The organism is Streptomyces marinisediminis, from assembly GCF_026262575.1.
GTDB lineage: Bacteria > Actinomycetota > Actinomycetes > Streptomycetales > Streptomycetaceae > Streptomyces > Streptomyces marinisediminis.
In genome coordinates this window covers 1-14599 of the sequence record NZ_JAPKFL010000050.1, presented here as the reverse complement: position 1 = coordinate 14599, position 14599 = coordinate 1, and the positions used below count along the sequence as shown (strand labels likewise).

Annotated in this window: 18 protein-coding genes; 10 read left to right on the top strand and 8 right to left on the bottom strand. The window is 70.2% G+C overall.

What is annotated here, in order from left to right:
- Positions 1–445 precede the first annotated feature (445 nt).
- The 6 genes from OSB71_RS23715 (at position 446) to OSB71_RS23690 (ending at position 4464) form a co-directional block, all read left to right on the top strand.
- A complete protein-coding gene (locus OSB71_RS23715) occupies positions 446–835 on the top strand; it encodes a WXG100 family type VII secretion target (protein ID WP_265950856.1) in 390 nt (129 codons plus the stop codon).
- Between the two features lie 16 nt (positions 836–851).
- The gene (locus OSB71_RS23710; protein WP_265950855.1) at positions 852–1157 is read left to right on the top strand and encodes a WXG100 family type VII secretion target; all 306 of its coding nucleotides are present in this window, start codon (positions 852–854) and stop codon (positions 1155–1157) included.
- Positions 1158–1237: 80 nt separating this feature from the next.
- Positions 1238–2935, top strand: coding sequence for an RNase A-like domain-containing protein (locus OSB71_RS23705; RefSeq protein WP_265950854.1), 1698 nt, complete (start codon positions 1238–1240; stop codon positions 2933–2935).
- Positions 2936–2965: 30 nt separating this feature from the next.
- On the top strand, positions 2966–3484 hold the full coding sequence (locus OSB71_RS23700; RefSeq protein ID WP_265950853.1) for a hypothetical protein: 519 nt from the start codon (positions 2966–2968) through the stop codon (positions 3482–3484).
- Positions 3484–3780, top strand: coding sequence for an RNase A-like domain-containing protein (locus tag OSB71_RS23695; protein WP_265950852.1), 297 nt, complete (start codon positions 3484–3486; stop codon positions 3778–3780). Before OSB71_RS23700 ends, OSB71_RS23695 begins: the two co-directional genes overlap by 1 nt.
- Before the next feature lie 9 nt (positions 3781–3789).
- Positions 3790–4464 carry a contact-dependent growth inhibition system immunity protein gene (locus OSB71_RS23690; protein WP_265950857.1) on the top strand — a complete coding sequence of 225 codons (675 nt, stop codon included), beginning with the start codon at positions 3790–3792 and terminating at the stop codon, positions 4462–4464.
- Positions 4465–4550: 86 nt separating this feature from the next.
- Here OSB71_RS23690 and OSB71_RS23685 read toward each other — a convergent pair whose 3' ends face one another.
- The 6 genes from OSB71_RS23685 to OSB71_RS23660 form a co-directional block, all read right to left on the bottom strand.
- The gene (locus OSB71_RS23685; RefSeq protein WP_265950851.1) at positions 4551–5264 is read right to left on the bottom strand and encodes a hypothetical protein; all 714 of its coding nucleotides are present in this window, start codon (positions 5262–5264) and stop codon (positions 4551–4553) included.
- A 330-nt stretch (positions 5265–5594) separates the two neighbouring features.
- Entirely contained in the window at positions 5595–6353 is a 759-nt protein-coding gene (locus tag OSB71_RS23680; protein ID WP_265950850.1) for a succinate dehydrogenase iron-sulfur subunit, read from the bottom strand.
- Complete coding sequence (sdhA, locus tag OSB71_RS23675; RefSeq protein WP_265950849.1) at positions 6353–8107, bottom strand: succinate dehydrogenase flavoprotein subunit; 1755 nt, start codon at positions 8105–8107, stop codon at positions 6353–6355. The genes OSB71_RS23680 and sdhA overlap by 1 nt, the downstream gene beginning before the upstream one ends.
- Before the next feature lie 19 nt (positions 8108–8126).
- Positions 8127–8585: a succinate dehydrogenase hydrophobic membrane anchor subunit gene (locus tag OSB71_RS23670; protein WP_265950848.1), complete on the bottom strand. Its 459-nt coding sequence runs from the start codon at positions 8583–8585 to the stop codon at positions 8127–8129.
- 6 nt (positions 8586–8591) lie between these two features.
- A complete protein-coding gene (gene sdhC / locus OSB71_RS23665) occupies positions 8592–8972 on the bottom strand; it encodes a succinate dehydrogenase, cytochrome b556 subunit (RefSeq protein ID WP_265950847.1) in 381 nt (126 codons plus the stop codon).
- Positions 8973–9106: 134 nt separating this feature from the next.
- On the bottom strand, positions 9107–9796 hold the full coding sequence (locus OSB71_RS23660) for a 2-oxo-4-hydroxy-4-carboxy-5-ureidoimidazoline decarboxylase (RefSeq protein WP_323055342.1): 690 nt from the start codon (positions 9794–9796) through the stop codon (positions 9107–9109).
- A gap of 276 nt (positions 9797–10072) precedes the next feature.
- On the opposite strand from OSB71_RS23660, the gene OSB71_RS23655 reads away from it, so the two are divergent.
- The 3 genes from OSB71_RS23655 to OSB71_RS23645 all read left to right on the top strand — a co-directional run bounded on the left by OSB71_RS23655 (position 10073) and on the right by OSB71_RS23645 (position 13208).
- Positions 10073–11728 carry a beta-N-acetylhexosaminidase gene (locus tag OSB71_RS23655; protein WP_265950846.1) on the top strand — a complete coding sequence of 552 codons (1656 nt, stop codon included), beginning with the start codon at positions 10073–10075 and terminating at the stop codon, positions 11726–11728.
- A 191-nt stretch (positions 11729–11919) separates the two neighbouring features.
- Complete coding sequence (locus tag OSB71_RS23650) at positions 11920–12432, top strand: TspO/MBR family protein (protein WP_265950845.1); 513 nt, start codon at positions 11920–11922, stop codon at positions 12430–12432.
- A 158-nt stretch (positions 12433–12590) separates the two neighbouring features.
- Positions 12591–13208 (top strand): LysE family translocator, encoded by a 618-nt coding sequence (locus tag OSB71_RS23645; RefSeq protein ID WP_265950844.1) that lies wholly within the window; start codon positions 12591–12593, stop codon positions 13206–13208.
- 68 nt (positions 13209–13276) lie between these two features.
- On the opposite strand, the gene OSB71_RS23640 is transcribed toward OSB71_RS23645, so the two are convergent.
- Positions 13277–13675 carry a YchJ family protein gene (locus tag OSB71_RS23640; protein WP_265950843.1) on the bottom strand — a complete coding sequence of 133 codons (399 nt, stop codon included), beginning with the start codon at positions 13673–13675 and terminating at the stop codon, positions 13277–13279.
- A 223-nt stretch (positions 13676–13898) separates the two neighbouring features.
- Between OSB71_RS23640 and OSB71_RS23635 the strand changes: the two genes are divergently transcribed.
- Positions 13899–14318, top strand: a complete 420-nt coding sequence (locus tag OSB71_RS23635) for a nuclear transport factor 2 family protein (RefSeq protein WP_265950842.1) — start codon at positions 13899–13901, stop codon at positions 14316–14318.
- Positions 14319–14393: 75 nt separating this feature from the next.
- Here the strand turns inward: OSB71_RS23635 and OSB71_RS23630 are convergent.
- On the bottom strand, positions 14394–14599 hold a 206-nt coding region (locus tag OSB71_RS23630; RefSeq protein WP_265950841.1), incomplete at its 5' end, for a hypothetical protein.

Here is a 14599-nt window from a genome sequence, read left to right as displayed (position 1 = left end):
GTCCCACTACTCAGTGGTCTGCGCGCTGGAAAGGAACGCAGGCCCTGGCCGTGCTGAGACGCACTGAGCCCGGCACTGGGCAACGATGCGAACTGTTCCACTGGCTTCGAAAGTGGTCGGCGCGGACTGAACCGCCGTCCAGGCCCGTGACGGCGAACGAGACGGAATCTGCCCACCGAACCGGAGTGAGAGCCACGCTTCCCGTGGGAGGTGCCGAGTCCAGGTAGCGCCGCCGCTGGCGGACACGGCCTCGCCGGGCGTCCCGAAGAAGTCATTACTGCGACCACGACAGCGAGCTCGCTTCGCCGGAAGCCGCGTGACCTGCCGACCGGGTAGACCGCTCCACCGCCGTACCCGGCCAGGAGCCCGGGCATGCTGACACTGCGAAGCAGTGGTGTCGTACTGTACGAGACGGTCACCATATGAAGGCGGAGGGGAGCCGTACGTGAACGACCGCCTGAGCTGGAATCACGAGGAACTTACCGCTCTCGCTTCGGACCTGGACGACATGCAGAAGCACTTGCACCAGCAGATCGAGCGACTCAACAACATCGTCGACCGTGTCGAGACGGGGTGGCGAGGTTCGGCGGCACGGGCGTACAAGGATCTACAGGCCGGCGTGAACGACGACGCCGTGGCGATTCGGAAGAGCCTGATGCTCATCGAGGAAGCCGTTCGGATGAGCCGTGACGGCTTCACGACCCAGGAACTGGAAACGTTGGAGCGCTTCCGGCGTATCCAGGCCACCGTGCCAGAGGAGAACGATATTTTCACCGTGACGAGCACATCTGTGCGGGAAACAAGTGTCCCGCGAAGCGCAATTTCGGATCTGTGACGATGGCGAGGGGGCCATGGCCATGCACGACGATGAGATAGCCGTGGACTTCCAGGGCTTGCAGAACGTTGCCAGTGAGCTGGAGGAAATTCTTCGCCAGGTCAACGAGAAGCTGAACGCGCTTTATGACCGCACGGAGAAGGTCGTCCTCGCCTGGGAGGGAGAGGCGCGCGACATGTTCGTGGACACTCTCGACAAGTGGGATAGAGCCATGCAGGACCTGGAGGGCGCGCAAGCCTGGCTGCACGAAGTCGTCGTGAACGGGCAGATCAATTACGGCGCCGCCCACCGCGCGGTGGTCAGTGGCTGGCGCGGTGCCTGATGGGCACGTCACCGATCTACAGCCTCATGCCACTCAGCCCGGAACCTACGGTGAGCATGGGGGCAGTGCCTCTCCGCCACGTGAGTACGACCCGTCCCCAGGCCGCCCCCGCCGACACCCCCCAAACCGGTGGGTTCGACGTACAGCCCTCGAACCTGTACAGCGTCTCCGCCACGGTCGCCGTGCTTCAGGGCAGCGTACACAACGCGATTGCCCCGTTCCTCCGAGACCTGGGTGATTACACTGAAGCGGGGGGCGCCGGGGCGGCTCCGCAGGACTTCGCGAAAGCGTACGAGGAAGTGGCCGAAAGATTTCTCGAAGTCTACGCGAAAAGCGTGGTGAGCCTCGGCGGTGCGGCCGTCGGTTTCACGGTGACCGCTAACAACTACGTCCAAGCGAACGGCGCGACGGATCCCAAGAACAGCGTTCCGGCGGTGACCCGCCCCGAGCCAGACGTCATTCGTACGGTACCGGCGTACCCCGGTATCACCCCGTTGTCGTGGAACAAGAGCGGCGACGACGGCTTCGTCTCCTCCGTGCTCGACGGAATCGAGACCGGTCTATGGGCGGTATTCCGCCCCGTCCTTGAGCACTATTGCCGATGGGGTGACGCGGCAGACATCATGCCACTCCCTCACTACCTGAACCTTCACGCGATCGCGATGGCGTGGCAGTGGCCAATTACCTCCCTCGGTCGAGCCTCCAGCGGCTTCGTGGGTGCGGTGAACAACATTACTGACCAGTCCAACAGCGAGTGGTACAAGGCCATGCGTGCTTTCTGTAGCGCCTTGTGGGGAACGACCGCGTGGGGGCAAAATACTGCAGGTTACGACTGGAAGCATGACAGCCCCTCCGACCGGGGGCGTACGGAACCGGTCTTCTCGGTGCTGCACGACACTGCCGTAGGGTTGCAACTGGCCCTCCAGGACTACTCAGAGGCGGCACGCATCGTCCGAGAGGAGATGCGGAAGGTCTATTACGAAGCGGTTTGGGACGCTCTGCCGGACGTGCGTGACGGTATCGGGCTCGATGACGTCAAGAAGATCGGCAAAACGTTGTTCAATGCAGGGAAGAGCTTATCCACCGGTATAACACTCAACCTGGAAACCGCCGCCCTGGAAGCCGCCAAGGCCGCGTACACCAATCGCGTAGCATCACAAGCTACCAAGATCCGCAGCTTACTGCCTGCTCTGGAAGAGGCAGCCCTCAGTGCGCCTACGTTCGAGGCGCAGACCGCCCGTTCACAGTTCTATGGCGCCCGCTCTGTAAGAGAATTCAAGCCAGAGCATCACTACAGCGTCCAAGGAGAAAGCCGCGAGAATCACTTCTATTCCATAGACCTGGCAAGCCAAGAGGAGTTACACGGAAGCCACGTAATCGACAAACATGTTGGAAAGAGTGACGAACAGCTGGCGCAGCGGCTGCGGGACCAGCCGGGAATCAAGGCAGCGTCAACGTTCCCGGACCTGAGCACGGCCCAGCGTACCACTCAGGACGCTATCGATTACATAGGGCCTTCCGCATCTTCCAGTGGGACGGGAGACTTCAATAAAGGAGTCAACAACCCAGAGAAGATCGAAAAGTGGCTTTCCAGGCCACGGAAAGATAATTCCGTCCTGCCGCTCGATCCGGTACGGTTTGATTACTCTACCGGTCGGACGATGCAAGCTGGAGAAACTCAGGCACAGGACTCGCACAGTGTTCAGGTCGTACTGAAGTACAAGCATGATATCGACCCTCCTTTCGTCGTGTATACGTCCATGCCGACGACGCCGTGAAACGTTGCCCAGTCGGGATCTGGTCTCCGCATGAAAGATATTGAACTGCCCCAAGACGCCGAACAGGCATTTCGTGATGGTCAAGTTTTCCTCCGTCACGTCAAACGCGAGGCTTCCGACTGGAGAGAAGACGTCGTAAAGGCCGTCACTTTCGCGCCCGCCGACCCGGATGTAGGCGTTCTGCGCCGCCGTGCAGAACTTTTGGGAGTCTCGACTGCTGATCTGTGCGAGAATCTCCTGAATGTGTCCAAGGGTGCTGCGATGAACGTTCTACGGTTTATCGCTGGAGGTTCACTTATCTACGGACCGGCCTCGCTTTCGGTCGAGACGGCGATGTCCATCGAAAACTGCATCGCCTCTATCTTCTCAGCTTTCGGTGACTGCGCCTCGTTCTTCACAAATCACGGGGCCGCCGAAGACGGGGCTCCAGAATCCTGCTTTTCCGGGTCATACCATGTCAACGTCGTGGCCTCGTCCGTCATGGACTTGTGTATTATCGCTGTTTCCGACGACGAAATCTTTATCGGCTGGCGTTGTGAGGAGGATTGATGCTTGGGCGCGCATCCAGCTACCCCGACCGAGAGACGGCGCAGTGGTGCACGCAGGAGGTCGTGACCCGAAACGAGCAGGTCATCCACCGGTGGCTGGCCCAGGGTACTCGGCAACGGTTGGCCATCGAGGCGGCGTGGCCGTCGAGGCCTCCGGTCGGGCGGGTGCTGCTGGACGCAATGATGCTTGCTGGTCGGGATGCCGTGGATGTGCACGCGGCGCGGGTCGTCCTCAAGCGTGACGCAGACCAGCCGCACGGCTTTCGCGTGCTGACCACGCTTCCGATCTACCTGTAAGGCATACCGCTGCCCATGCAACCGCTTCAGCACGATCGCAAGTACGGAGAGTTGGATCAAGTCGTCCGTGCCTACATCGGGCAGGACGCCGACGACACCCCCGAACACCGCAGCAGTGCGTTGGAGGCCTTTCTTCGGCATGCTTGGCACAGCCGCCCGTGGACTATCGGCGTGGCCGAGGAGCAGATCCGCGCCTATGTACACAACCCTCCGGGCCGACTGAAACTCAAGCTCGGTGAGTTCTATCCCGTGCCGGACGTCGGTATCCCTGAGACGCACGTGCAGCAGTGGCTCCTCGTCATCGCCGATCACCTCAAGTCCTGCATCCTGAACGGCGAGGTGCCGCCCCCCGGACCACCGCGTACCCACTGGGAGTGGCACGCCCGTTTTCCGGAGCTGGCCCAACTTCTCGGCGGCTGGTTCTCGCAAGACATGCCGGACGAGTTCCCCAGCCACGCCGCGGCCCTCACCGACTATGTGCGTGGTACTGACGCCCAGGTCATCGCCCGTGTGCGGGGTGAGGTGGTCGAATTGCTCTCCCTCGACCTGGCCGAGAACGAATGCGTGCTGGGGCTGGCCGAGCTCGGCATGGAAGTCGATCCGCCGCCGCCGCACACGGGGAGGAGCTGGTTGGCACTCGTCTCCGACCGCCTCGGGGTACCCGTCCCCCGCGCTGACGAGTGAGGCGGATACACGTGGCGTGAAAGGCACCGGGGCTGCCCTCGGCTCAGTCCCGCAGACGGAAGCGCGGACGGCTTTCCCGACTGCGGCTACGCGCGCCTCCCGTCCTGCGGCGCCACGCTGGGCTGTCGGCAGGGCTCCTGGCCTCCGGGCTTCGCACGGGGGGTGGGCTTCGTCGGGCTTGGGCCGGGGTCGGGGGGCTGGGTGGCGTGGGCTCGGGTGGCCGCCTGCCAGTGGGCTACGACGCGGGCGTGCTCGGTGTGCAGGACCGCCGCGCCGTCCGGTCGCCACGCGCGCGTCTGGGGCACCGCGAGCGGCACGTGCCGTCCGTCGGTGCGGACGACGACGATGCGGTGCACGGCGCCGTCCGGCCGGTGTGCCAGGTCGGTGGTGACCTCGCGCACCTGCGGCCACGCGACCCGGTGCGGGCGCGGCGCGAGCCCGCCGCGCGTCCACAGGCCCCCGGAGTCCAGCACGGTGCGGGCGCCCGCGCGGTGCAGCAGGAGCGGCAGCAGGGCACCGGACAGCCAGGCGGTGGCCGACAGCGGCCGGTCGGCGCCGTGCGCGGAGTCGGTCGCCGCGCAGCCCGCCCAGCCCGCCGCGCCGATGCAGCAGACGAGCACGGCGCTCGCGTACAGGCGGCCGCGCCGCGGGTGCCGGTACTCCAGGGGCGGCGGCGCGGCGGGCGGCGCGCCGGCGGTCGCCGCGCGCTCCGGCCGTCGCCGCAGCGCGAGCGCCAGCGCCGCGGCGACCACGGCCGCCACCGCCAGCGCCGCGCCCCGGCGCGTGCCCTGCCCCGCCATACGTCCCTCCCCCCCTGCCGTCCTGCCCCTGCCGTCCTGCCCCTGCCGTCCTGCCCCTGCCGTCAAGACGCGCGCCGCCCCGCCCAGGTTGACCGCCCCCGCCTGGGCCCGGCAGGCCCCGGCGGACGTGGCGGACGTGGCCCCCCGCACACCGGTCGAGCACGGCGACCGGCGGCGTGAGGAGCCGCGCGCGCCGCACCGTCCCCCGGGCGGCACCGTCCCCCGGGGCGCGGCGTGGCGCCCCGGACAGCGCGACGGGCCCCGGGCCCCGCGTGCGTGCGGGGCCCGGGGCCCGTCGGTCGCGGCTCGCCCGGCGGCGTGCCGTGGCCGTCAGAAGCGGCGCGTGATCAGGGCGCGCTTGACCTCCTGGATGGCCTTCGTCACCTCGATGCCGCGCGGGCAGGCGTCCGTGCAGTTGAACGTGGTGCGGCAGCGCCACACGCCGTCCTTGTCGTTCAGGATCTCCAGGCGCTGCTCGCCCGCGTCGTCGCGCGAGTCGAAGATGAACCGGTGCGCGTTGACGATCGCGGCGGGGCCGAAGTACTGGCCGTCGTTCCAGTAGATCGGGCAGGACGACGTGCACGCGGCGCACAGGATGCACTTGGTGGTGTCGTCGAACCGCTCGCGGTCCTCGGCCGACTGCAGCCGCTCGCGCGTGGGCTCGTTGCCGTTCGCGACGAGGAAGGGCATCACGTCCCGGTACGCCTGGAAGAACGGCTCCATGTCGACCACCAGGTCCTTGAGGACGGTGAGGCCCTTGATGGCCTCCACGGTGATCGGCTTCTCCGGGTTGATGTCCTTGATCAGCGTCTTGCACGCCAGCCGGTTGCGGCCGTTGATGCGCATGGCGTCCGACCCGCAGATCCCGTGGGCGCACGAGCGGCGGAACGTCAGCGTGCCGTCCAGCTCCCACTTGATCTTGTGGAGGGCGTCCAGGACGCGCTCCTTGGGGTCGATCTCGATCGTGAAGTCCTCCCAGAGCGCCTCCGCGGACACCTCCGGGTTGAACCGGCGGATGCGGAACGTCGCCGTGATGGTGGCGGCGTCCGTGGCGGTGGTGTCGGCCTGGTCGAGAGTCGGGGTGCTCATCAGTACTTACGCTCCATCGGCTGGTAGCGGGTCGTCACGACGGGCTTGTAGTCCAGCCGGATCGACTCGGTGCCGTCGGCGCCGACCTCGCGGTACGCCATGGTGTGGCGCATGAAGTTGACGTCGTCACGGTTCGGGTAGTCCTCGCGGTAGTGGCCACCGCGCGACTCCTTGCGGGCGAGCGCGGAGACCGCCGTGACCTCGGCCAGCTCCAGCAGGTTGCCCAGCTCGATGGCCTCCAGCAGATCGGTGTTGAACCGCCTGCCCTTGTCCTGGACGCTGACGTTCTTGTAGCGCTCGCGCAGCGCCCCGATCTCGGCGACCGCCTCCTTGAGCGTCTGCTCGGTGCGGAAGACCATGACGTTCTTGTCCATGGTGTCCTGGAGCGCCTTGCGGATCTCGGTGACGCGCTCGCTGCCGGTGGCCGAACGCAGCCGCTCCACCTCGGTGTGCACGAACTCCGACGGCTCCTCGGGCAGCTCGACGTACTCCGCCGTGGCCGCGTACTCGGCGGCCGCGACGCCCGCCCGGCGTCCGAAGACGTTGATGTCCAGCAGCGAGTTGGTGCCCAGCCGGTTCGCGCCGTGCACGGACACGCAGGCCACCTCGCCCGCCGCGTACAGGCCGGGCACGACGGTGGTGTTGTCCGCCAGCACCTCGCCCTGCACGTTGGTGGGGATGCCGCCCATCGCGTAGTGCGCGGTCGGCTGGATCGGGATCGGGTCCGTGTAGGGCTCGATGCCGAGGTAGGTGCGGGCGAACTCGGTGATGTCGGGCAGCTTGGCGTCGAGCTGCTCCGGCGGCAGGTGGGTGAGGTCGAGGAAGACGTGGTCGCCCTCCGGGCCGCAGCCGCGCCCCTCGCGGATCTCGGTGTAGATCGAGCGGGAGACGACGTCGCGCGAGGCGAGGTCCTTCATGACGGGCGCGTACTTCTCCATGAAGCGCTCGCCGTCCTTGTTGCGCAGGATGCCGCCCTCGCCGCGGGCGCCCTCGGTGAGCAGGATGCCCATGCGCCAGATGCCGGTCGGGTGGAACTGGAAGAACTCCATGTCCTCCAGCGGCAGCCCGCGCCGGAACGCGGCGGCCTGCCCGTCACCGGTGAGGGTGTGGGCGTTGGAGGAGACCTTGAAGAACTTGCCGTTGCCGCCGGAGGCGAAGACGACCGCCTTGGCCTGGAAGACGTGGATCTCGCCGGTGGCCAGCTCGTAGGCGACGACGCCGGCGGTCTTGCGCACCCCGTCCACGTCGCGCAGCAGCAGGTCCAGCACGTAGAACTCGTTGAAGAACTCCACGCCCTCCTTGACGCAGTTCTGGTACAGCGTCTGGAGGATCATGTGCCCGGTGCGGTCGGCCGCGTAGCACGAGCGGCGCACCGGCGCCTCGCCGTGGTTGCGGCTGTGGCCGCCGAAGCGGCGCTGGTCGATGGTGCCGTCGGGCGTCCGGTTGAACGGCAGGCCCATCTTCTCCAGGTCGAGGACGGCGTCGATGGCCTCCTTCGCCAGGATCTCGGCGGCGTCCTGGTCGACCAGGTAGTCACCGCCCTTGACCGTGTCGAAGGTGTGCCACTCCCAGTTGTCCTCCTCGACGTTCGCCAGGGCCGCGGCCATGCCGCCCTGGGCGGCGCCGGTGTGCGAACGCGTCGGGTACAGCTTGGTGAGGACGGCGGTGCGGCACCGCTTGGTGGACTCGATGGCCGCCCGCATGCCCGCGCCGCCGGCGCCGACGATGACGGTGTCGTACTTGTGGATCTTCATCAGCGTGTTACCTCAGCCCTCAGCCGATGTTCGGGTCGAAGGTGAAGATCACCAGCGTGCCCAGGAGGATGGTGAACACCGTCGCGGTGTACAGCAGCATCTTCAGCCAGAAGCGGGTGTTCGCCCGCTCGGCGTAGTCGTTGATGATCGTGCGCAGGCCGTTGCCGCCGTGCAGCATCGCCAGCCACAGCATGAGCAGGTCCCACGTCATCCAGAACGGGGACGCCCAGCGCCCCGCCACGAAGGCGAAGCTCACCTTGGAGACGCCGCCGTCCAGCACGAGCTGGATCAGCAGGTGGCCGATGACGAGGATGACCAGCAGAATGCCGGACAGCCGCATGAAGATCCAGCCGTACAGCTCGAAGTTGCCGCGGGTGGTCTTCGGCGTACGGGAGGTACGGGCCCGCGGCGGCTCGATGACGGGAGCCGGGTTGTCCACGGAGGGACGGTTGTCGTTCGAGTCGAGGATCACGGACATCGCCAATCAGCTCCCGAACACTTGGTGGAACGCGTGCGCGAGGACGGGCCAGAAGGCGCCGGCCATCAGGACGGCCCACAGCCCGACGACGGTCCACAGCATGTGCTTCTGGTACCGGGTGCCCTTGGACCAGAAGTCCACGGCGACGACGCGCAGGCCGTTGAGCGCGTGGAACAGGACGGCGGCCACCAGGCCGTACTCCATCAGGGCGACAACGGGGTTCTTGTAGACGGCGATCGTCTCGTCGTAGGCCTCGGGCGAGACGCGCACGAGAGCGGTGTCGAGGACATGCACGAACAGGAAGAAGAAGATGAGGACGCCGGTGACTCGGTGAGCCACCCAGGACCACATGCCTTCCCGGCCGCGGTACAGCGTTCCAGCCGGCACGGAAAAACCCTCCGGGAGCGGGGAAAGGGCCTGCCGGCTTCTATGTCGGTCGGGCCCGGCCGGGTACGGTCCACCGGCCGCCGCCATGGTAGCGACGCCCTGTCGGTTCCCTTGCGTGGGGGGCAAAGGTGTGATCAATCAGGCACGGACGGATTACGCGGCGTGACGCGCCCGGCCCCGCTGTGCCCGCCCCCGGCCCCGGCGTGCCCGCCCCCGGCCCCGGCGTCGCCCGCCGGGCCGTGGGCGCCCGCCGGGCCGTGGGCGCCCGCCGGGCCGTGGGCGCCCGCCGGGCCGTGGGCGCCGGACGGGCCGTGCCGGGGTGGGGCGTCGGCGGGGGTGAGCAGCGCGCGCAGGCGGGACTGTGCGAGCCGGCGCAGCTCGTCCCCGGCGACGGCGCGCTCGGTCTCCGGTGCGTGCCCCAGCCGGGCGCGCAGCGCGTACAGCGTGTGGTCCAGCCGCTCACCGGGCGGAAGGGTGTCCAGGCACACCACGAACGCGTGACCGAACCGGCTCTCGTAGGCGGCCAGCGCCGCCCGCAGCGCGGTGTGCGCGGCCTGCGCGCCGGGGCCCTCGCGCACCGGGAGGCGCGCCGCGGACTCCGCGGCCAGCGCCTCGACGACGTCCGACTCCCGCAGGTCGTAACTGGCCTCCTCGGCCGCCGCGAGCACGGCGCACGCGTCCGGATACGGACGGTGATCGGCCAGGAGGCGGGCCCAGCGCAGGCTGCCGCAGCAGGCGAGCAGCGCGGCCACGGCCGCGTCGGTGGACGCGGTGTTCAGCCGGTCGAGCGGCGTGCGCGGGCCGCACTGGGCGGGCAGGCGCATGGGCTCCTCGGGGTGACGTGGGGCGGTGGAGAGGGGTGTGGCGTGCCCACCGTAACGGGCGAGACGGTACACCCTCCGACGGATGCGCGAATTTCACCCGAACGGGGCGCCGGGTCGCGGTGTGGGCCCCGGGTGCGTGGTGCCGCCCGCCCTGGGTCGACGCCGCGCGGCGCCCGGGACGCGCGGGCGGTCCCGGGGCCGGGCCCCGCCCGCGCGCCCTCTGCCACCCACCGAACGCGCGCGCGAACCGCCGCGTCCGCACCTACAGTGCGGTGCATGGCCGGAAAGCGACGCGCACAGCCCCCAGGACGCCGCACGGACGAGCGTCACCCCGAGCAGGTGCGGCGGGCACGCCAGCGCTACGCCCTCGTGGGCGTCGTGCTGTTCACCCTCGCCGCCGGCACGGTGTTCTCCCTCACCCGCTCCGGCGAGGAGGAGACGGGGCCCGGCCGCGACCTGCCCACCGGACCGGCCGCCACCGAGACGCACTCCCCGCGCGCGCCCCGGCCCGCGCCGCAGCCGCGCTCCATACCCGCGATACGCGACTGGCAACCGGCCCGGGGGCCCGGCTGGGAGCCCACCGGCGGCACCCGGATCGTCGCCGACCCCGACGGCCCGCTCGCCGACGAGGCCCGGCTGCTCGCCCGCGAGCTCGACGTCGAGAGCGCGGAGGGCCCCGCCCGCGCGGGCGACGTCGAGCTGACCGTCGACGAGGACGCCGAGGGCGGGCGCGAGGCGTACACCCTCACCACCGGCGACGGCCGGGTGGAGATCACCGGCAGCTCCGACGCCGGGGTGTTCTACGGCACCCGGACCCTGCTGCAGACCCTGCGCGACCGCGACTACGTGCCCGAGGGCGAGATACGCGACCGGCCCGACCGCCCGCAGCGCGGCCTGCTCGTCGACACCGCGCGCAAGCACTTCAGCGCCGACTGGCTCAAGGACCGCATCCGCGAGATGGCGGACCTCAAGCTCAACCAGCTCCACCTGCACTTCGCCGACGACCAGGGCTTCCGCATCGCGAGCGAGACGCACCCGGAGATCGTCTCCGAGCAGCATCTCACCAAGGACGAGGTCCGCGAGCTGGTCGAGCTGGCGAACTCGCTGCACATCACCGTCGTCCCCGAGATCGACTCCCCGGGCCACCTGGGCGCCGTCCTGGACGCCTACCCCGAACTCCAGCTCAGCGACGCCGACGGCGACCCCGTGCGCGGCGCCATCGACATCTCCGACCCGCGCGCCGCGGAGGTGCTCGACGACCTGCTGGACGAGTTCGCGCCCCTCTTCCCCGGCCGCTGGTTCCACCTCGGCGGCGACGAGTACGCCCCGCTCTTCCGCTCGGACCCGGCCGCGTCCTTCCCCACGCTCCAGCGGGCGGCCGAGAAGGAGCACGGGCCGGACGCCGACATCGAGGACCTGGCCACCGGCTGGCTCAACGACCGCGCGGCCACCGTCGTCGCCCACGACAAGACGCCGCAGGTGTGGAACGACGGCATGCACGAGGGGGGTGAGGTGCGCCCCAGCACCCCGCGCGAGGTCACCTACTGGACCGGGCGCGAGATCGGCGCCCGCGAACCGGTGTCCTACCTGGCCGAGGGCTGGGACCTGGTCAACCTCAACAGCCAGTACCTGTACTACGTCCTGGGCGAGCCGAACGAGTTCACCTACCCCACCGGCGAGGCGATCTACGCGGAGTGGACGCCCGACGTGCTGCGCGGCAGCGAACCCGTCCCCGACCGGTACGCCGGCGCCGACCGCGTCCTCGGCGGCCGCTTCGCCGTCTGGTGCGACCTGGCCGACTCCCAGACCGCGCAGGAGGTCGCCGACGGCATCCGCCTGCCCCTGGCCGCGACGGCGCAGAAACTGTGGAACCCGGCCGATCCGAAGCTGTCCTGGCCCGAGTTCACCGAGCTGGCCGACCGGGTGGGCTGACCCGGGCGCCCCGGCGCGGCCGCAGCCGGGCCGGGGGCGGTGGGGTCGAGGTGACGGCCGTCCGGGCGGCGGTGGCGGCGCGGACGCCGGCTCCGGCGCGGGACCGGGGGGTTAGAGCGCCCGCCGAAGCGGTCACACGGTCAGCGGAGGGCCGGCCTCGCGGCCCCGCAGCGCCCGGAAGGACGACACCCGTGACGCACACCGAGCGCCACCCCCCGCCGCGCCCCCGCCGCGCGGGGGCGGGCTGGCCCCTCCTGCTCCTGCTGCTGGGCCTGTGCTACGCCGTCGCCGCGCTCGGTGCCGTGGCCGCCGCCGACGCGGGCGACACCTACGCCGCCCTGGAGCGTCCCGCCTGGGCCCCGCCCGGCTGGCTGTTCGGGCCGGTGTGGACGGTGCTCTACGCGACGATCGCCGTCGCCGCGTGGCTCGTCCTGCGCGGCCGTCCCCTGGCGGCGGTCCGGCCCCAGCTCGCCTGGTGGGGCGCGCAGCTCGTCCTCAACCTGGCCTGGACCCCGCTGTTCTTCGCCGCGGGCCGGTACGGGCTGGCCTTCCTCGACATCTGTCTGCTGCTGGCCGCCCTCGCCGGCACCCTGGCCACCTTCGCCCGCGTCCACCGCCCGGCCGCGCTCCTGCTCGTCCCCTACGCCCTGTGGGTCTCCTACGCCGCGGCGCTCAACCTGGCGATCTGGCGGCTCAACACCTGAGCGGCCCGGGACCGACGCCGCCGACCGGGCGCGTGCGGACGGGAGCGTGCGCGGGTTGGCGGGGGCGCGTGAGGGGCGCGCGCATATCAGGTGCGCGCCGGGCGCGCGCCTGGCACAGTGACGGGGTCACCCGCACGGCCGAAGGAGCCCGCCGTCCCATGAGCGTCGAATTCCTCCTCACCGCGTTCGTCGTCGTGGCCTCGCCCGGCACCGGCGCCGTCTACACCGTCGCGACCGGCCTCACGCGCGGGCTGCGGATGTCCGCCGTCGCGGCCTTCGGCTGCACGCTCGGCGTCGTCCCCCACCTGGTCGCGGCCGTGGCGGGGCTCGCCGCGGTGCTGCACACCAGCGCCGTCGCCTTCGCCGCGCTCAAGTGGGCCGGCGTCGCCTACCTGCTCTTCCTCGCCTGGCAGGCCGTGCGCGAGCGGGGCACGCTGCGCCTGGACACCGAGGGAGCGCGGCAGGAGCGGTCGACGGCCGGCGTGGTGGGCACGGCCGTCCTGGTCAACGTCCTCAACCCGAAGCTGTCGATCTTCTTCCTGGCGTTCCTGCCCCAGTTCGTGCCGGTGGACGCCGCGCACACGCTGCCGCGCATGCTGGAACTGTCGGCCGTCTTCATGGTCATGACGTTCGTCGTGTTCGCGGGCTACGGCGCCTTCGCCGCCGCCGTCCGCGACCACGTCGTCAGCCGCCCCAAGGTGCTCGCCTGGATGCGCCGTACCTTCGCCGCGGCCTTCGTGGGACTGGGCGCGCAACTGGCGCTCGCCGACCGCTGAACCGGGCGGGCACGCCCCCGGGGACGCGGGCTCCGGGCGCCACCGGAGCCTCAGCCGTCTCAGCCGCCTCAGTCGCCGATGACGCCGTCCACGTACACCCAGGCGCCCTCGTGCCGCGTGAAGCGGCTGCGCTCGTGCAGGGTGCCCGGGGCGCCGTGGGCGGCGTAGTGGGCGCGGAACTCCACGGTGCCCTCGGTGCCGAAGGGGCCGCCGTCGGTGCCGCCCAGCACGTCCAGGCGGAGCCAGCGCTGTTCCGGGTCGAGGTCGAGCCGGGCCGGACGGGTGCGCGGGTGCCAGGTGCGCAGCAGGTACCCGGCGTCCCCGACCGCGAACGCGCTGAACCGCGAGCGCATCAGCTCCTCCGGCGTCGCCGCCCGCGCCGCCCCCCGGTGCAGCCGCCCGCAACACGCCTCGTATCCCGCGCCCCGCCCGCAGGGGCAGGCGAACTCGTTCCTCTGCCGTGCCATGCGCCCATTCTCCCCGGCCACCCGGACGACGGCGGCTCCACCCCCGGGCGCCGCCCCCGCCCGCTCGGCGGGCACGCCCCGGCACCCGGCCCCGGGCCGAAAGCCTCCCGCTGGACGCCCCGCGCCCCGGAGCGAGACCGCGCCCCGCCGGGGCGCCGGCCGGCGGGGCCGCGCCGGACCGCCGCCGAGACGCCCGGCGCCGGCCACCGGATACGCTGTGTCGATGAGCGGTGACGTGGAGGAAGCGCGGCTGCGGTCCACGGAGGACGCGCAGGCCCAGGTGGCGCTGCTCGCCGACCGGTGGGCGGAGGCCGTCGTCTCCAACGACGCCGACCGCATCGCCACCTACCTGGCCGACGACTGGGCGCACATCTCCGGCTCCGGCGTGACCACCCGCGAGGAGTTCCTGGACCTCGTCCGCTCCGGCACCCTCAGCCACGCGGCGATGAGCCTGGTCTCACCCGCCCGCGTCCGCGCCTTCGACACCGCCGCGACGTTCACCGCCCGCGTCACGACCACCGCCTACCAGCGGGGCGAGCGGCACGTCGCCGACGAGTGGTCCACCGACGTCTTCGTCCGCCACGGCACCGGCTGGCAGTGCGTCCTGACCCAGACGACCCCCTCCACCGCACCCGCACCCTGAGCCAGCCCCTCCCCGCCACTCTCGGGCGGCGGGGAGGCTACGTTCGAGCGGTGGACGGACTGAGCTTCGGGCAGCTCAGAGGTTCCGTGCGTCGAAGGCGCCTGTCTTGACGGCAGTGGCGATGGCGGACCACCCGTCGGCGCTGAGAGTGATGACCGTGCTGCGCCGCTCCTTGGAGTCCTGGAGGTCCAATCCTGCCGTCAATTCGGTGATGGGTCCTGACGCAGTCGCCATTTTGCGTACTGTAGCTTCTCCTTGAATGCCGAAATGCCCGATTACAC